This is a genomic window from Streptomyces cyaneus, from assembly GCF_004028635.1.
GTDB classification, from domain to species: domain Bacteria; phylum Actinomycetota; class Actinomycetes; order Streptomycetales; family Streptomycetaceae; genus Streptomyces; species Streptomyces cyaneus.
In genome coordinates this window covers 17,438-34,345 of record NZ_RQJW01000008.1, presented here as the reverse complement: position 1 = coordinate 34,345, position 16,908 = coordinate 17,438, and the positions used below count along the sequence as shown (strand labels likewise).

At 69.9% G+C, this 16,908-nt stretch carries 19 protein-coding genes; 11 read left to right on the top strand and 8 right to left on the bottom strand.

The features are described from left to right. Nucleotides 1-47: 47 nt before the first annotated feature. Entirely contained in the window at nucleotides 48-1,292 is a 1,245-nt protein-coding gene (locus EHO50_RS28450) for a DUF418 domain-containing protein (RefSeq protein ID WP_181449709.1), read from the bottom strand. Nucleotides 1,293-1,504: 212 nt separating this feature from the next. On the opposite strand from EHO50_RS28450, the gene EHO50_RS28445 reads away from it, so the two are divergent. From EHO50_RS28445 to EHO50_RS28435, 3 genes are all read left to right on the top strand, one after another. Next, complete coding sequence (locus EHO50_RS28445; RefSeq protein ID WP_128434085.1) at nucleotides 1,505-1,720, top strand: hypothetical protein; 216 nt, start codon at nucleotides 1,505-1,507, stop codon at nucleotides 1,718-1,720. 75 nt (nucleotides 1,721-1,795) lie between these two features. Then, entirely contained in the window at nucleotides 1,796-3,583 is a 1,788-nt protein-coding gene (locus EHO50_RS28440; protein ID WP_128434084.1) for an ABC transporter ATP-binding protein, read from the top strand. A 67-nt stretch (nucleotides 3,584-3,650) separates the two neighbouring features. Continuing rightward, on the top strand, nucleotides 3,651-4,013 hold the full coding sequence (locus EHO50_RS28435; RefSeq protein ID WP_181449708.1) for a hypothetical protein: 363 nt from the start codon (nucleotides 3,651-3,653) through the stop codon (nucleotides 4,011-4,013). A 16-nt stretch (nucleotides 4,014-4,029) separates the two neighbouring features. On the opposite strand, the gene EHO50_RS45885 is transcribed toward EHO50_RS28435, so the two are convergent. The 4 genes from EHO50_RS45885 to EHO50_RS28420 form a co-directional block, all read right to left on the bottom strand. Next, entirely contained in the window at nucleotides 4,030-4,215 is a 186-nt protein-coding gene (locus tag EHO50_RS45885) for a hypothetical protein (protein WP_164904967.1), read from the bottom strand. Between the two features lie 56 nt (nucleotides 4,216-4,271). Then, nucleotides 4,272-4,520 carry a hypothetical protein gene (locus tag EHO50_RS45880; protein ID WP_164904966.1) on the bottom strand — a complete coding sequence of 83 codons (249 nt, stop codon included), beginning with the start codon at nucleotides 4,518-4,520 and terminating at the stop codon, nucleotides 4,272-4,274. A gap of 300 nt (nucleotides 4,521-4,820) precedes the next feature. Further along, on the bottom strand, nucleotides 4,821-5,930 hold the full coding sequence (locus tag EHO50_RS28425) for a sensor histidine kinase (RefSeq protein ID WP_128434083.1): 1,110 nt from the start codon (nucleotides 5,928-5,930) through the stop codon (nucleotides 4,821-4,823). Then, the gene (locus tag EHO50_RS28420; protein WP_128434403.1) at nucleotides 5,927-6,586 is read right to left on the bottom strand and encodes a response regulator; all 660 of its coding nucleotides are present in this window, start codon (nucleotides 6,584-6,586) and stop codon (nucleotides 5,927-5,929) included. The genes EHO50_RS28425 and EHO50_RS28420 overlap by 4 nt, the downstream gene beginning before the upstream one ends. A 211-nt stretch (nucleotides 6,587-6,797) precedes the next feature. Between EHO50_RS28420 and EHO50_RS28415 the strand changes: the two genes are divergently transcribed. From EHO50_RS28415 to EHO50_RS28410, 3 genes are all read left to right on the top strand, one after another. Continuing rightward, the gene (locus tag EHO50_RS28415; protein WP_128434082.1) at nucleotides 6,798-8,012 is read left to right on the top strand and encodes a DUF418 domain-containing protein; all 1,215 of its coding nucleotides are present in this window, start codon (nucleotides 6,798-6,800) and stop codon (nucleotides 8,010-8,012) included. Nucleotides 8,013-8,067: 55 nt separating this feature from the next. Then, the gene (locus EHO50_RS44680) at nucleotides 8,068-8,199 is read left to right on the top strand and encodes a transposase (protein WP_220096469.1); all 132 of its coding nucleotides are present in this window, start codon (nucleotides 8,068-8,070) and stop codon (nucleotides 8,197-8,199) included. A 180-nt stretch (nucleotides 8,200-8,379) separates the two neighbouring features. Then, on the top strand, nucleotides 8,380-9,231 hold the full coding sequence (locus tag EHO50_RS28410; protein WP_246101519.1) for an MBL fold metallo-hydrolase: 852 nt from the start codon (nucleotides 8,380-8,382) through the stop codon (nucleotides 9,229-9,231). A gap of 658 nt (nucleotides 9,232-9,889) precedes the next feature. Here the strand turns inward: EHO50_RS28410 and EHO50_RS28405 are convergent. Beyond that, nucleotides 9,890-10,780 (bottom strand): LysR family transcriptional regulator, encoded by an 891-nt coding sequence (locus EHO50_RS28405; RefSeq protein WP_128434081.1) that lies wholly within the window; start codon nucleotides 10,778-10,780, stop codon nucleotides 9,890-9,892. Nucleotides 10,781-10,915: 135 nt separating this feature from the next. On the opposite strand from EHO50_RS28405, the gene EHO50_RS28400 reads away from it, so the two are divergent. The 4 genes from EHO50_RS28400 to EHO50_RS28385 all read left to right on the top strand — a co-directional run bounded on the left by EHO50_RS28400 (nucleotide 10,916) and on the right by EHO50_RS28385 (nucleotide 13,086). Then, nucleotides 10,916-11,374, top strand: coding sequence for a nuclear transport factor 2 family protein (locus EHO50_RS28400; protein ID WP_128434080.1), 459 nt, complete (start codon nucleotides 10,916-10,918; stop codon nucleotides 11,372-11,374). A 90-nt stretch (nucleotides 11,375-11,464) separates the two neighbouring features. Continuing rightward, complete coding sequence (locus EHO50_RS28395) at nucleotides 11,465-12,307, top strand: NAD(P)H-binding protein (protein WP_128434079.1); 843 nt, start codon at nucleotides 11,465-11,467, stop codon at nucleotides 12,305-12,307. 57 nt (nucleotides 12,308-12,364) lie between these two features. Beyond that, nucleotides 12,365-12,748: a DoxX family protein gene (locus tag EHO50_RS28390; protein WP_128434078.1), complete on the top strand. Its 384-nt coding sequence runs from the start codon at nucleotides 12,365-12,367 to the stop codon at nucleotides 12,746-12,748. A gap of 128 nt (nucleotides 12,749-12,876) precedes the next feature. Next, entirely contained in the window at nucleotides 12,877-13,086 is a 210-nt protein-coding gene (locus tag EHO50_RS28385) for a transposase family protein (protein WP_128434077.1), read from the top strand. A 508-nt stretch (nucleotides 13,087-13,594) separates the two neighbouring features. On the opposite strand, the gene EHO50_RS28380 is transcribed toward EHO50_RS28385, so the two are convergent. Further along, nucleotides 13,595-13,828 carry a hypothetical protein gene (locus tag EHO50_RS28380; protein ID WP_128434076.1) on the bottom strand — a complete coding sequence of 78 codons (234 nt, stop codon included), beginning with the start codon at nucleotides 13,826-13,828 and terminating at the stop codon, nucleotides 13,595-13,597. 490 nt (nucleotides 13,829-14,318) lie between these two features. On the opposite strand from EHO50_RS28380, the gene EHO50_RS28375 reads away from it, so the two are divergent. Next, a complete protein-coding gene (locus tag EHO50_RS28375) occupies nucleotides 14,319-16,271 on the top strand; it encodes an SMI1/KNR4 family protein (protein WP_128434075.1) in 1,953 nt (650 codons plus the stop codon). Between the two features lie 67 nt (nucleotides 16,272-16,338). On the opposite strand, the gene EHO50_RS28370 is transcribed toward EHO50_RS28375, so the two are convergent. Next, complete coding sequence (locus EHO50_RS28370) at nucleotides 16,339-16,812, bottom strand: hypothetical protein (protein ID WP_128434074.1); 474 nt, start codon at nucleotides 16,810-16,812, stop codon at nucleotides 16,339-16,341. Nucleotides 16,813-16,908 lie beyond the last annotated feature (96 nt).

Sequence of the window (16,908 nt, the reverse complement as noted above, 5' to 3'; positions counted from 1 at the left end):
GGGTTCCGACTGTCCAGGCCGGGGAGGCGAGCCACCCCGGCCTGGCCTCATCGGATGTGCTTCGCCGGCTGGGTGGCGGCGTTGAGCAGGTACTCCAGGGGCCCGCGGCGGAAGAAGTGGGACCAGATCCCGGCGAACACGATCGCCCCGAGGATGAACATGAGCAGCGGCATCCAGGACTGCTGGGTGCTGGTCCCGCTCGGCATGGACAGCGCGGACTGGGCGACGAAGTGGCCGACGTAGGCCGTCAGGGACATGGTCCCCACGGCGATGACCGGTTTGGCCAGGCGGCGCAGTCGCGGCAGGCGGTCCATGGCCACCGTCGCGCCCACGATCATGAGGATCGCGACTCCCACGCTGCCGATGATGTCGAACGTGGTGCCGCTGTGCGGACCGGCCGTCAAGAGCATTGATGCCTGGGGCTCGAACGACCCGCTGTCGAGGGGCATCGCCCCGGAGCCGCCGGACGACGGCCCGTCTTCCGCCAAGCTCCGCAACGCGTCCTTGCCGGCCAGCAGCAAGGACATGCCGTACGCGGCCACGGTGAGGGCGGCGCCGAGCGCGGCCAGGCGCCACTGGGCGGTGGTCGCGGACAGGTCGAGGCGGGCCAGCGCCATACCGGCGATCACGAACGGAATCCACGTGATCGTCGGGTAGAAGCCGGTGAACAGCAGATCGAGCACTCCCACGTCACTGAGCCGGTGGAGCGGGTCGTAGGCGTTGATGCTCTGCCGGACCGACTCGCTCAGCAGCGAGTTCAGGACGAACGACAGCTGTGGTGTGACGAGGGCGAGGCCGGCCGCGATGATCGCGAGTGTCTTGGCACGCAGGCGCAGCAGGGGCAGGGCCAGCAGGAAGTAGACCCCGTAGAAGCCGAGGATGACCACTCCCCCGTACTCCATCGCCATCGCGGTGCCCAGCGCCAGCAGGACCACGGCGCGGATCGCGATCCTGGCCTTCGCCTGCCGGCCCGCCAGACCGGTCTTCGGCTCCCGGCGGTCGGCGAGCAGCATCAGAGAGAACCCGGCGAGGGTGGCGAACAGGACCGACGAGTGACCGTCCGCCATGTACCGGACCCAGCTGGCGACGCCGTCCGTGGCCGACAACGGGGGACCGATGTGTACGACGTACATGCCGAACACCGCCAACGCGCGGGCCAGGTCCACCCCGACGAGCCGTCCTATCGAAGGACCGGGCGGGGCCGGTACGGCGGACTCGGGTGAGGTTCGGGGCTGCGGAGGCGAGTTCTCCTGCGGAGCTGACGTCTCCTGCAGCGGCTGCGACTTTGTCATTTGGAGAATCTCGCGTGGACGTCCGAGGGCGGACCATCCGGCAGGCTTCGGTATAGGCCCCGCCGATCGGCGGGTACCACCCTGCCGACCGGCGGAGTTCACGCCCGACCGGTCCGGCGCGACCGGACGGCGGTCTTCTCCAGCCACTCGGCGGGGGTGGACCCGACAGTTGCCGGATGGGCGCGAGGCGGCCGGGCTTCCAGGCTCAAGGCATGACTTACCGTGCACGACACAAGGAGCCCGAGGACTTCCTCGGATCGTCGGCCGACGTACCGGGCCGTGACGCCGTCCCTGGCAGAGCCGAGTTTCTGGAACTCCTCGGCCTGACCCTGGCGGCGGGCGCCTTCGTCCTGTTCGTCGTGCGTCCTGAGGTGTCCGAAGCGTTGGTGCACGCCCTCGCCGCGAGGACAGCCGGACTCGTCCACTGAGCCGACACCTGCTCACGCCCTGGTGCGCCGGACCGCTGATGCGGTGCCCGGCAGACTGTAGAGGAAAGGCATTTCGTGAACACCGCATCCGCCCCGACGACGGATGAAACCTCCCTGTCCGCCCGAGAGACGGTCAAGGCGCTGTGCGCTTATGTCCGGCCGCACCGGTGGGCCGTTGCCCTCGGCCTGTTGTGCGCTCTGGTCGGAACCGCCGGGGGACTGCTGCAGCCGCTGGCCACCAAGACACTTGTGGACCGGCTGGCGACAGGTGAAACCATCGCCGGGATCCTGATCGCGCTCACCGCGCTGGTGGTGGTGGGCACGGCGGTCGAGGCGTTCGGCGCGTATGCGCTGGAGCGGACGGCGGAGTCGGTGGTCCTGGCCGCGCGGCGCACCCTTGTGGGGCGGTTGCTGCGGCTGCGGATCGCGGAGTGGGAGCGGATCCCGCCGGGTGACCTGATGTCCCGGGTCACCTCGGACACCACGCTGCTGCGGGCGGTCAGCACCCAGGCGGTCGTCTCCGCGGCCACCGGCGCGGTGGCCTTCGTGGCGGCGATCGTGGTGATGGCGTTCCTGGACATCGTGCTGCTGGGTGTGACGCTCGGCGTGGTCGTGCTGGTCGGCGGGGCCACCGCGCTGGTGATGCCGAGAATCGCTCGCGCCACCGAGCGCTCGCAGGAGGCGGTCGGGGAGATCTCCATCGCGCTGGAGCGGGTCTTCGGGGCGTTTCGCACGGTGAAGGCGTCCGGTGCCGAGGAGCGGGAGACCGCCCGGGTGGAGGCGGCGGCACGGCGGGCGTGGCGGCACGGCGTGAAGAGCGCGAAGTGGGAGTGCGTGGCCGGCTCGGCGGACGAACTCGCCGTACAGCTGGCGTTTCTCGCGGTGCTCGCGGTCGGCGGGGCGCGGGTGGCGTCCGGGGAGATCCCCGTGTCCACCCTCATTGCCTTCCTGCTGTACCTCTTCTACCTGATCGAGCCGGTGTCCAAGCTGGTCGACGCCGTGTCCCACTATCAGGAGGGGGCGGCCGCGATCTCCCGGATCGCGCAGGTGGAACGCCTGTCGACGGAGCCGACCGCCCGGCAGACGGGCACCGTGCCCGGGCAGCGGGCAGCGGTGTCGGGTCCGGCGTCGGTCCGCTTCGAGGACATGTCCTTCCGCTACCGTCCAGGCCTGCCATACATCCATCAGCAGGTGAGTTTCGAGGTGCCGGGCGCCGGGATGACGGCCTTCGTCGGTCCCTCCGGTGCGGGCAAGTCGACGGTCTTCGCACTCATCGAGCGGTTCCACGAGGCCACCGGCGGCCGGGTCCTGGTCGACGGCAAGGACGTACGGGACTGGCCGCTGCCCCAACTGCGGTCCGCCATCGGCTACGTGGAGCAGGACGCTCCGGTGCTGGCCGGCACGCTCAGGGAGAACCTGGTGTTCGCTGCGCCCGGCGCGACGGACGACGACATCCACGACGTCCTGGCACGGACGAAGCTCGACCACCTCGTCGAGCGCCTGCCCCACGGCCTGGACACCCCGGTCGGACACCGCGGCTCGAAGCTGTCGGGCGGCGAGCGACAGCGCATCGCGATCGCCCGCGCCCTGCTGCGGCGGCCCCGGCTGCTGCTGTTGGACGAGGCGACCTCCCAGCTCGACGCCGTCAACGAGTTGGCGCTGCGGGACCTCGTCGCGGACGTGGCTCGCGAGACCACCGTGCTGGTGGTGGCCCACCGCCTGTCCACGGTGACGGGCGCCGACCGGATCGTCGTCATGGACGCCGGCCGGGTCCGGTCAGTGGGCACCCATGAGGAACTGGTGGGCCAGGACCAGTTGTACGCGCAGCTGGCCGCCACCCAGCTCCTGGCCCCCGTGCGATGACCCACCACACGCACCGACACCCACGGAAACCAAGACTGCGCTGTTCGGCGGCGTGTACGGGCTCCTGGTGTCGAGTTCGGCCGTCGCCGCGCTCACCCGGTTCGGCGAGACGACTCGGGCGGCGCGCATGGACGACGCCCTGTGGGTCCTGTTCACCGCCCTCGCCTCAGCCCTGGCCCATGGTTATGCCCACCAGATCGCCCACCGCGATACTCAGGGCCATCCCGGCGTACGGGGTGTGATGCGCACCGTGCTCGCCGAATGGCCGCTGGTGTTGGCGGCGCTGCCCACCACGCTGCTGCTGTGCGGGGCAGGCCTTGGCTGGTGGCGTTCCGAGGGCATCGAATACGTCGCCTTCGGAATCAACACCGGCCTTCTGCTGTGCTGGGGCCTGGTGGACGCCCTCCTACAACGGCCGTCCCACCGATGACGCAGCGGAGTTCGTCTCATGGCTCGAAGGGCGTGAGCCGGGCTCGCTCGACGGCGTCCAGTACGCCGTACTCGGCGTCCGCGATCGGAACTGGGCCGCCACGTACCAGCGCGCCGTCAGGGTGACGCAGGCGCAGGAAGCGCTTGGACCTGCCGACGGGGTGGTCCATGTCGACCGGTTCGCGGGCCTCCAGCACCTCCATCGGCTGCACGCCGTGGCGTGCGGCGAGTTCCCCGATGACCGACTGGGTCGCCTCTTTCAGTTCGTAGAGGCCTGACCACCGTCCGGCTCGGCCTGCGCTGTCGTCACCTCGGCTGCGGAGTCGCCGTAACGGTCGAGCAGCGCCGCCCAGTCACCTACGGCACGGGCGACCCCCTCGCTGTCCTTCCGAGCAAGCCGGAGGAACTGGTCCGACGAGTCGCCGAACGGTTCGGCCTCGACCTGGACCTGACCGTCCGTCCGCGAGCCCGCATCGCAGCCGCAGCACCTTGCCCATCGACCGGCCACTGACCCTGCGCCGCCTGTTGACCGACTTCGTGGAACTCCAGGACACCGCCAAGTTCAGCGCCTCCCGCGCGGGTGCAGACCCCTGCGACCGCCCGCCCCGGATCGATGACGTACCGCCGCACCGGGGCATGTGCGCCGGTCGCGTACCCGGTGGTGCCGTCCGGGCTGAAGGACAGTGAGACGACCGCGTCACCGGGTGTGGTCAGCGGATCCCTGAGGGGCTGCTGGGTCTCCGTGTCCCACAACTTGAGCGTGCCCGCGGTGCCGCGGACCGGGTCCATGACCTGTTGCCCTGGTCGGTCAGTCCGCGCTGAGGGGAATCCGCAGCCGCACCCGGTAACCGCCCTCCGTGGTCGGGCCCGCCTCCAGGGTGCCGTGCAGGATGTCGGCCCGTTCCCGCAGGCCGACCAAACCCTGCTGTGATCCCGGGAGGGACAACGAGGGACGCGTGGGCGGGGTGTTGGCGACGGTCACTCCGACGTCGTCGCCGTCCTGCCACAGTTCGACGCAGGCCGTGGCGCCGGGGGCGTGCTTGCGGACATTGGTCAGCGCTTCCTGGACCGTGCGGTAGAGGGCGCGTTGGGCGGGCGAGCCCACGGCGGGCGGAAGCTCACCCGACAGCTGCGCCTGAGTGCCGCTTGATTCCACCAGTTTGCGCAGGTCGGCCAGGGTGGGTTGAGGAGTCAGCTCCGTGGCGTGGCCGCCGGAGGCACGCAGCAGCGTGACCATGGCGCGCAGTTCGTCGAGTGTGGTGACGCTCAGCGAACGGATCGTGCGGGCGGCCTCCTTGGCGTCCGCGTCCTTGGTAGCGACCTGCAGAGCTCCGGCCTGTACGGCGATCAGGCTGACCTGGTGGGAGACCACGTCGTGCATCTCGCGGGCCAGCTGGGCGCGTTCGCGGGCGAGGACGGCCTGGGCGTGCAGGGCCCGCTCGTGCTCCCTGGCCTCCTCGATCTCTTCCAGCCGCCGCGCCAAGTCCCGTTGCGCCTGGAGAAGCTGGCCGAAGAGGACCGGGGCTGCGGCGGTCGCGAAGCTGTAGACGAAGATGACCAGCGTCATGGTCCGGTCGACCTCGGCCAGGGGCCACGGAGTGCTGCCCGCGATTGCCGACAGGGCGACGCACCCCGCGAGGAGACGGCGGTTGCGGGAGCGTTCGGCCAGAGTGAACAGCGCCACGAGCACAGCGACGGCGATGTCCTGCATCAGCGCGACGGGCAGGGTGAGCAGGAAGACGCCGAGCGGGAACCTGCGCCGGAAGGCCAACGCGGCGCAGCCGAGCGCGGCCAGCGCGACACCGAGGCGCGTGTGCTCCCACATGTTCAGCCATACGTCCACGGCCGCCACCGTCACCAGGACGATGTCGACGACCGGTGCGGGAACCCGCTGCCACACTGCGCGGGCACGGCTCATCGGCCGGCCTCCGACTGCGGGCGCTCGTCGAGCAGCCCGGCCCGCTGCGCCAGCAACGCGGCCTGCACCCGGCTGGTCACCCGCAGCTTGGTGAGGATCGCGCTGACGTGGTCCTTGACCGTGCCGGCACCCAGGTGGATGCGCGCCCCGATGTCGGCGTTCGACAGGCCTTCCGCCACCTGGACGAGGACGTCACGCTCGCGGGCGGTGAGCAGCCGCACCCGGGCTGCCTCCTCGTCGACGGCCGCCTCGATGCCGGGGTGGCTGTGGAGCAGTGTCCGCGACGCCTTGGGGGACAGCACCACCCCGCCCGCGGCCAGGCTGCGCACCAGATGGGCGAGCTGCTCCGGCTCGGTGTCCTTGAGCAGGAAACCGGCGGCGCCGCAGTGCAACGCGGTCAGGATGTACTCGTCGGCGTCGAACGTCGTCAGCATCGCCACCACCGGCGGATCCGGCATCATCCGCAGCTCGCGCAGCACGGTCAGCCCGTCCACGTCCGGCATCCGGATGTCCAGCAGCACCACGTCCGGCCGCTCCCGGCGGACGGTCTCCACGGCATCGCCCCCGCTCGCCGTCGCGACGACCTCGATGTCCTCGGACGCGCCCAGAATGAGTTCGAAGCCCGAGCGGACCAGTGCCTCGTCGTCCACCACCACTACCCGCGCCACCCGGTTCACGCGCGCTCCGCCTCACCTTCATCCATGCAGGCCAACCCATGCCGACTCGACCTTAAAGCCCAACAGAGCCCCCGCGGCCCGACGAGCTGCGGCTCCAGCCACCCGGCGGGGTGCCACCCACCAGTCGGCGGGGAGCTCGCAGCCTTCTGCCGGATACTCCGTGATCGGCCCGGTCTCCAGCCTGAGCGGCATGACACATCACGCAGACTCCCCGCCGGCCGCCGCAGCGTCCCCTGAACACGAGCGCGGTGAGCCCTCGCCGGGCGCGCCCGGCGTGGGCCGGCTGGTCGGACTGGACCTGGCCCGCGGCCTGGCCGTCTTCGGCATGTACGCGGTCCATGTGGGCCCCGCCCCGGGCCAGGACGGTGTCATCGGCTTCCTGATGGAGCTGGCGCAAGGCCGCTCCTCCGCCCTGTTCGCCGTCCTGGCCGGCTTCGCGGTCGCCCTCATCACCGGGCGCCGCACACCGAAGACCGGCCTGGCCGGCCGCCAGGCCGTCGCCAAGGTCGTCATCCGAGCCGTGATCCTCCTGGCCCTCGGCACCGCCCTGACCATGACCGGCAGCCCGGTAGTGCCGATCCTCGCCTTCTACGGACTGTTCTTCCTGCTCGTGCTGCCGCTGTGCCGACTGGGCGCCAAGCCGCTGGCGATGATCGCGGCGGGCTGGGCCCTGGTGGGCCCGCAGCTGCTGTACGTGCTGAAGCCGGTGGTCGGCGACCGCTCGTTCCCCACCGTCGGCCAGGCGGACGGCATCGTCTCGCTGTTGTTCACCGGCGGCTATCCGGCCCTGACCTGGATCCCGTTCGTCATCGCCGGTATGGCTGTCGCCCGCCTCGACCTGGACGCCACGGCTGTCCGGATACGCCTCGCACTCACCGGTGTCGCCCTCGCCGTCACCGGCTACGGCGGCTCCTGGCTGGCGCTGCGTCTCGTGCCGGGTGCCGCCGAAGCCGTCCGGGAAGCCGAAGGAGGATCGGGCATGGCGTCCATGTCGGCCATGCCCTCCTCGTCGCCCGGCAGCGCCGGCATCTTCGGCGACACCCCTGCGGGAATGCTGGTCGCCTCCCCACACAGCGAGGCGACCCTGTCCATCGTGGGCAACACCGGTGTGGCGATCCTGGTGATCACCGCATGCCTGGCCGCCATGGACGCCTTCCCCCGGCTGCGCCGCCTGGCCAAGCCCGTCATCGCGGTCGGCTCGATGTCGCTGTCGGCGTACGTCTTCAACATCGTCGCCATCTGGCTCCTGGGCACTGAGGAACTGACCGTCCCGCCCCTGTACACCCTGCTTGGCTTCATCGCGTCCGTCACCGTCCTCGCCACCCTCTGGTCCCGCTTCTTCCAGCGGGGGCCGCTCGAATGGCTGATGGGCAGGGCGACCGGCATCGCCCGGCGCATTCAATGAGACGCATCCCGTGCCGCGTGCCATGCAACGGTCGTGCCGGAGTTCTCATCCAGCCATGACCTCCGCCGCCGCCCAGTTCGTCACCACCGGCCGCCGCCACCGGCTCCGCTTCACGACCCGATGGCCCTGGACCGACGAGATCACCCGGGCAATCGACCGGCTCAACACCTTGCCGAGCCCCTGCTGACCAGCCCCACCGACCGCCCCAACGATCCGCACCACCACACCGGAAAGTGGAACCCGGCGCCCACCACCCCGTCAGCACACCAACGAGGACTCATGAAGGTTCTGCGTTTGACGACGGCCCGCCACGGGGCTGCACTGGATTCATGGATGCTGCGGCGACTCCGTCCTAGGGAGAGCAGCGATGCCAACCATGGAAACGTTCAACCTTCTGCAGCCGTACAAGATCGCCGAGGAGACGTTCGTCATCCCGTGGGCCCTCGAGGCCCCGCCGGTCGGCCACTTTCCGATGAACTCGATGGTGATCCGGGGAGCCGAACCCGTCCTCGTGGACACCGGGGCGCCCGCAGTGCGCTCCCAGTGGCTGGAGGCAGCCTGGTCCGTCGTGGATCCCCTGGACGTACGGTGGATCTTCCTCACCCACGACGACCGCGACCACGCCGGCAACCTCCTGGCGGTCCTCGCCGAATGCCCGAACGCGACCCTGCTGACGACATGGTTCTCCATCGGCCGCATGGCCGAGGAATGGGAGACCCCCATCAACCGGTGCCGCTTCATGACCGACGGCGACACGATCGACGCGGGCGACCGCACCCTGGTCGCCAAACGACCGCCCCTGTACGACAACCCAACAACCCGCGCCCTCTTCGACCCGAAGACCAGCGTCCTGTGGGCCGTCGACACCTTCGCCACAAACGTGCCCACCCCGATGCCGGACGTAGTGGCGTTGTCCGCGGACGAATTCCGCGACGGCCAATTCTTCGGCGGACGGCTGGTCTCTCCCTGGGTCGCGTTGCTGGACACCCAGAAGTTCCGGACGGTCGTGGACTACTTCCAACGCCTGAACGCCGAGGTCATCGCCGGCTGCCATACCCCGGTCCTCCATGGCCCCAACATCTCCCAGGCCTACGACCTCCTCCGCCAGCTCCCCGAGATCCCCCCGTGGGCAGAGTTCACCCAGGCCGACCTGGACCAGTGGATGGCGGCCGCCGAGAGCTCGGTACCACCGGAACAACCGCGACCGTCGGGGACGTGATCAACTGTGGCTACGCAACCCCTTTGACTGCACCGGAGCTGCATGCCCGCGCCCGGGAGCTGGACGCGGGCAAAGGTCGTCGACGAGTTCCGCTCCCGGTTCGTGTCATGAGGGGCGGCTTCCTTGACCGCCTTGGTGTAGGCGCTGGCCCGGTCCCGGCCGGCCTCGACGTCGACCAGCACGGTGCCGTAGGTGCAGCCCTTACGGAAGGCGAACTCGTCCACCCCCAGCACCCGCGGCGCACGGTCCGGCACCTTCGGCGCCGTCAATAGCCTGAGCAGCCGGTCCGGCCCGCGCCCAGCCGCAGGCGGCGGCACAACCGCGCGGCCGGACGGCCTCCGAGCTCGATCGCGATCGACCGCAGCCAGCCTGTCAGCCCAGTGCTGGAGCGGCGGTGCCGCTCGGACAGGCCCTGCACCTGCTCGACGAACGTCCTGCGGGAACAGCCCTTCCGATCACAGAAGTACCGGCGCACCCGCAACCAGACTATGACCCGTCTGGAGACCAACGGCCTTTCATCCAGGGCGCGGTGGACACCGCCTCTGAGCAGGCCCGCAGCGGACACCGCACCACGGCCCGAGCTCCCCAGTCGAATCAGCGTGTTGAAGCTGATCCAACAGGGGTGGTTCCATACCAGGTTGGCGTTCCCCGGTCGCTGTCACAGTGTGATGGGGCCGAGGTCGGCGGCGGTTTGGGCCAGTGCTCGGATGGTGGGGCTGTCAGCGGTGGTGCGCCAGGTGAGCGCCCATTCGAGGGTGGGGGCGTCGTGGAGGGGCAGGAAGACGATGCCGGGGGGCTTGTTGTAGCGCGCGGCGATTTCGCCCAGCGGGTGGACGCAGCGTCCGGCAGCGACCAGGGAGAGGATCTCGTGGAAGGTCCGCGCGGCGGGCCCGCGGGGGATACGGCGGCCGAGCGGGGTGCGGGTGGGGACCATGGAGGCGACCCAGTACTCGGGGGCTTCGGGGCCGAGGTCGACGACGTGGTTGTCGGCGAGGTCTTCCAGGGACGCGGTGCCGCGTCGGGCGAGCGGATGGTCTGCGGCCACGGCCAGCACGCGGCCTCCGGTGAGCACGGTGGGGCCGACGGTGAGGTCCGGTTCGGCGACGGGCAGCCACAGCACGTGCGCGTCGTGCTCTCCGGTGCGCAGGGCGGTGAACGCGTCGTTGCCGTTGATTTCGCGGAACTCGATGTCGCTGCCGGGGTAGCGGGTGCGGAACGCGTCGACGAGGGGCCGTAGTTCGTGTCCGGCGTGGCCGAAGACGCCCAGCCGCAGGGTCCGGCCCGCGCCCGGGCCGGCTGCTTGGGCGCGGGCGAGTCCTGCGTGGAGGAGGTCGAGGGCCTGCTGAAGGTCTTCACGCAGGCGTCGGCCGACAGGGGTCAGGGCCACGCGTCGGCTGGTGCGATCGAACAGGGCCACGCCGAGGCGGCGTTCTTGTCTGCGGATGGCCTGGCTGACGCGGGCCTGGGACACGTGAAGCCGTTCGGCGGTGCGGCCGAAGTGCAGCTCTTCGGCCAGTGTCAGGAAGATCTCGATGTCGCGCAGCTCCATACATAACTCCCACGTTATGGATAGCTCCACGGACTCTACATTGTTCCGCCGCTGACCTGCATCGATTCTGGATACGTCACCCACCGGGCAGGCGGCAGACGCCTGACTGACGCATCGATAAGGCAGGGAAATCCGATGAGCGTTATGCAGGCCGTCGTCGATCGCTTCGAGATCGAGGGGCTGCGCGCCGAGGTCACCGACGCTGTGATGATGCGCGACTTCGACCGCGTCGCCTCGCTGTTCACTCCCGACGGCGCCATGCGATGGCCGCACATCGACAAGGAGTTCGTCGGCCGCGAGGAGATCCGTGCGGGGATCGAGTGGGGGCAAGGGCTGTGGGAGTTCTTCGTGCAGAACGTCCACCCCGGCGTCATCCGGCTCGACGGCGACACCGCGGCCGGGCGCGTGTACATCCAGGAATTCGGGCGTATGCACGACGGCAGCTCGCACCTGAACTACGCGCTCTATCACGACCGTTACCAGCGCACGTCCGAGGGCTGGAAGTTCAGCGAACGCATCTACGAGGTCAGGTACCTCGACTCCACCCCGCTTACGGGCTCACCGCCCCGGCACGTGGGGCACAGGCGCGTCTGACGACCACCGACGGGCCGACCGGGAGGTGCATGCGCATGCCTCCACCCTCCGCATCAACCGAACTCAGCATCGAGTAGAGGAGTAACTGTCATGATCCTGATAACTGGAGCCAATGGCGTCGTCGGGCGTCAGGTGATGAACCTGCTGTTGCAGGAGAGCACGGCCATCACTGCGGTCACGCGCGGTCCCGGCTCGGCCGCGCTCCCGGACGGCGTCCAAGCCGTCAGCGGCGACCTGTTTCGCCCACAGTGGATCGAGGCGGCGCTGGAAGGAGTGGAGGCCCTGCAGATCAGCCCGCGCGCCACCGGCCCGGGACTTGGCGAACTCCTGCGGCTCGCCGTCAGGCAGGGCGTGCAGCGTGTGGTGCTGCTGTCGGCCACCACCGTGGAGTATCCCGCGGGGGAAGCCCGCTTCGCCGCGCAGTTCCAGCATGCCGAGGACCTCGTCAGCAGTTCCGGCCTGGACTGGACGGTCCTGCGCCTGGCCGACTTCGCGGCCAATGCACTGGCCTGGGCACCGCAGACCAGGTCCGGTGACGTGGTGCGCGGCGCGTACGGCCGAGCCGCGACCTCACCCATTCACGAAACCGACATCGCGGCGGTCGCCGCACGCGCCCTCTGCGGCGGCGTTCCCCCGGGGGCGATCCATACGCTGACCGGGCCACAGTCACTGGACCAGGTTGAGAAGGTGCACCTCATCGGCGCCGCCCTCGGCCGGGCGCTGTCCTTCCAGGAGCTCCCGCCGGAGCACATACGCCACGGCATGCTCGCGCAAGGGCTGCCCGAGGAGGTCCCCGACCGCCTGCTCGGCTCCCTGGCCGACTACGCCCACCGCCCAGGGCCCACCACCAGCACCGTGGAAGACCTGCTGGGCCGACCCGCGCGCACCTTCGCCGACTGGGCACGCGACAACGCACCCGCCTTCGGCGGCTGATTCGCCGCCGATTCCCACGACACCGCACTCACCTCACACAAGACGGGGAGTCCACCCATGAACCTCACTGCTTGGATCGCCGCCGGACTGCTGACCGCGGTCGCCCTGGCCGGCGGCATCAGCAAGACCTTCATCCCCAAGGCGAGACTGGCCGCGCAGCACGGCGGGGAATGGACGCAGGACGCGAGCACCGGCTTCATCAAGACTCTCGGGGTCCTCGAACTCCTGGCCGCGATCGGCCTGATCCTGCCCGCTGTGCTCGACATCGCACCGGTCATGGTGCCGGTGACGGCTGCCTGCTGGACCGCCCTCATGGTCGGCGCCGTGATCACCCACGGCCGCCTCGGTCAGTCCAAACTGGTGCTCCTGAACACGGTCTATCTCGCGCTTGCCATCTTCATCGCGTGGGGCCGCTTCGGCTCTTGGTCCTTCAGCAGCTGACAGAGGCCGCCGGTCCCTCGCATCGGTGTCGTCGGCCTGCGGTGCTCGGGGCCGGCGTCGACCGTCTTCTCGTACGGCTCCATCCGAGGTGACGTCCCTGCGTACGCCTCGCCGCCGGGCAGGAGGTAATGACGCTCCATCAGGTCTGTGCGGACCTGACGGTCAGCCTTCGCACGGTCGACATCGTGGCGAGACGCCGGGCGGTGGGCGCGGCGTGTCCGGACTGCGGTCGGCTTTCGGACCGGGTGCATGACTCGTACCGGCGCAAGCTGAAAGATCTCCCGATCGGTCAACAGAGTGTCGTGCCACGTCGCGTCCACGTGACGCTGGGGCGGTAAACGGCTGTCCGGCAGCCACACCAGCCGCCACTCCTGGGCGCGTTTCCGGCGGCTGCGGTCGTGGCCCCTCTGCTCCGGGACATCGCCGAGCAGGGTCACCCGGCGGCACGGGACACCGCGTTGGGGCTTGGTCGATGAGGCCCGGTCGCATCAGCACGCAGCGCCTTGCCCCGCTTGCTCAGGCCGGTGAGGAGAGTCTCCCGGACGCGATCAACGTGCTTGTGCACGGGCCGTTTGCCGTCGAACGCGGATGATCCGCCGCGCGGACAGGACGAGCAGCATGGACGAGCAGCATGGACGAGCAGCACGCGGGCCGAAACGGGGGCGACTCGCCAAACCGCTTCTGCAGGCTTTCGTCCCCCGCTCCGCCCCACCGGATGGGACCGGCAGGGCGGAGTCACACCCCCGAATTCGCCAACGGCGTCAGCAACTCGGCGGGGCGCAGCGATCAGAACGCTGAATCAACCGACACGTGCAAGGGATCGCGGGCCCGGGGCAGGGTGTGTCGTCAGAGGCTGACGGCAGCGACGTGCAGGCCCGCCGCGGCACCCTCGGCCGAGACGGCACCAGCCAGGTCGGCGCAGACGGAACCGAGCGGGGTCTCGGCGTGGAGGTGACCGGCGAGAGCGCCGGAGAGGCTGCCCGCGAGGGCGCCGGAGGCGCCGGCCGCGAGACCGCCGGAGACGTTGTCCAGGACAGCGTCGGACAGCTCGGCGGTGTTCACCTGGGGGCTGAGGTTCATGGGGAGCGGTTCCCTTCGAGTTAGCTCATGTTCAACGGTGGTGTACGCCCGATTCCTGGGACGAGGAACCGTTGCAGGCGCCCCCACCACGCACGTGATCCAAACATGCCGCACGTGACCCAGCCACTGAGAGGAGCCAGGGTCGGGCCGCATCACGAGGACCAACTTCACCGGTGTGATGATCTGACCAAGAAATGCGTCAATGCCCTCACACAGTCCGCCCTCCCGCTCCGCGCACCAGGGTTGCGCCCCGCCCCCCTGAGCGACAACGCCCACGCCAAGCCGCTCAGCATCGTGCGAACGTGACGGCCGCTCAGGTCTCGTATGACCACTCGGTGAACGGTGTGCAGGTTCGCCGGTTCTTCCGCCACGGCACGTCAGACCGGGGTCGAGTGGGCAAGCAGGCTGCCGTGCCGCTCGCGTAGGGAGGGTCCCGTGGGCCGCAGCGAGCAGCGCAGCGATGTCAGTGGCGGGTGGCAGCATCGGACTCATGACGGACACCACGGCATTCGACTGGCGGTCCTTCCTGCTCAGGTGGAGCGGGGAGTGGGCAGATTCCCTGCCGGACGGCGAGACGCAGGGCGAGGACGACGAGGCCGCGCGGCAGACGCGGTGGCTGGGGTTCCCGCCGGCGTCCGAGGAGCGGATCGCAGCCATGCAGGAGCGGCTCGGCAGACAGATGCCCCCGTCGTACCGGGAGTTCCTCAGGGTCAGCGACGGGTGGCGGCACGCGGGCGGGTTCGTGTGGCTGCTGGCGGGGACCGAAGACGCGCGCTGGCACAACAACGAGTCGGGCCTCGCGGACATGTTCGAGGAGTACCTGGACGAGGACGCCGGGCCCGAAGAGCGGCAGGAGGCGGACATCTGGCGGCGCGGGCTGCAGCTCGACGTCGAGTCCGACATCACCCACGTCCTCTTGGACCCCGAGGACGTGGACGAGGACGGTGAGTGGGCCGTGTACACGTGGGCGAGCTGGCGGGCCGCACCGCCCGAGCGGCACGCGAACTTCCTTGAGTTCATGCGGGAGATGTACCGGGAGTTCCACAGCCTGCGGGCGCACCGGAGCGAAGGGGAGCCGGCGTTCGCCAACGACACGACACGAGAGCTGGACGCCCAGGTGGACGAGGCCCGGCTGGAGGCGCTGCGCGGCGGCTGGGAACGGGCTGTGAAGGAGCTGGACGAGGCCAAGGAGTACGGCAGACCGCGGGCCGCCGGGCTGGGCGACCAGATACGCCGCCTGCTCGGACAGACCTACATGGTGTACTTCGACGGCCTGGTGACGGACCCGCAGTACGCGCCCGAGCTGCTGCCACCGCTGGTCGCCGAGCACGCGGCCCACTCGTACCGGGACGACTCCACGCTGACGTTCCATCTGCGGGGCGCCGACGACGACTTGGTGTCACTGGCTTACGCGACGCTGGATCAGGTGAGGAACGGCACGTACCGGTACACGGCGGCCGGACCGTTCGGGGAGGCCGTCGAGCGGGCGCGGGAGCTGGCGCGGTGGGGAGACACCGACGGGGCGTGGCGGACGCTGATGCATGCTCTGCCCCTGTGGGAACCGCTGGGACCGGACCACCTGGCGCCGCTGGGATGGGTGGCCGACCCCCTGCTCGGGCCGCTGCTGACCCCCGAGCGGGGCTGCGAGCTGCTGTCCACGCCAAGGGGCGGGCAGGCTGGTGAGGCACCGAGGCCGGCGGCGGGGCTCGACGCGGGCGACCTGACGTGGCTCGCGGAGCCGGACCCGGGCAACAACCGCACGTCCTACCGCTTCGTCCTGGTGGAGGGGGTGGAGCCGGAGGAGTTGCCCGGACGTCTCGCGGACAGGGACGACACCGTGCTGAACGAACCCATGACCTTCTGGGAGGCGCGCCGCAAATCGCTGCACGACCAGAGGGAGTTCTCGTCCTACGACGACAGGGCTCGCATGGCGGTCGGCCGGGCCGGCACCGGCTGGAGCTTCGCCTTCGACGGCGATCCCGCCCCGTTCGACCAGCGGCGGTTCGTCTCCCCGGCCGCGGCCGCCAGCGCGGGCACCCGCACGGTGGTGGTGTGGAGCGGCCTGAGGACACGGCACGGGGAGCCGTTCTTCCACCTGTCGGTGGCGCGAGACGGTGCCGAGCAGTACGCATTCACGTACGCGGACGGAGAGATCCGGCAGAGCGGGGAGATACCGCAGTCGCTGGACCCGAGCCTGTTCTTCGGCGCGGCGGAAGACTGGGCCGATGTGGAACGGTCGCTGCTGGAAGCGGTGACCGGGGAGTTCGGCGCCTGTCTGCCGCGTCACGCAATCGTGAACGGCCGGCTGCACACGTTCGCCACCCGTTCCTGGACGCGGCCACCGAGGGACGGCGAGACGTACGCGGTGATCCGGATCGAATGGGGAGACACGCGCCCGGCGGACGGCGAGCGGACGGAGGACGCGGGGCCGGAAAGCAGCTAGAGAACGGCTGGGCCGCGCACATTCTCGATGCGGTGAGAGTCCTGCCGCCCGTGCCGTAGACCATGCTTCAGCTTGTGTCGGTGCCCCTGGCTCTGACGGTGATCCGCGCGTAGTCGTACCCAGCAGGTTCAGGCGAGGGGTTGTAGGTGATCGTGAACGTTCGCCGTACGTCGCCGAAGCGGTCGGAGTACGTCACCTTGGACGGGCCGATGCGCTTCGGCTTGGCGGTGATGTCGTACGTACGAAGGAAGTCCTTGACGCTCGAGTCCTGGCTGTCGCCCACCTCGTACCGGAGCACCGCGGTGCCGTCCTTCTCCACCTTGGCGTACGTCGGTATGTAATAGCGCCCCGCGGGTTGATGCTGATCGTGGTTCATCCCCGCCTTGCGCTCCGCTGCCTCCTGCGGACCGTCACCGGCCGGCGTGAGCAGCGCGACGGCCGCCCAAGCGATCGCGCCGAGCGTCCACAGCACGCACAAGGCCAGGAACCACACCAGCCACCTGCGCCGGCGCGGCCTCGTGGGGCCCGTCCGCGTACTCACCCGTTCCGGTCCAGGCGGCAGCTCGTCCGGGGATCCGGGCCGGTGTTCGGCACGGATATGGGTGCCACGGAATTGGGCTCTGCACTCATCACTTCC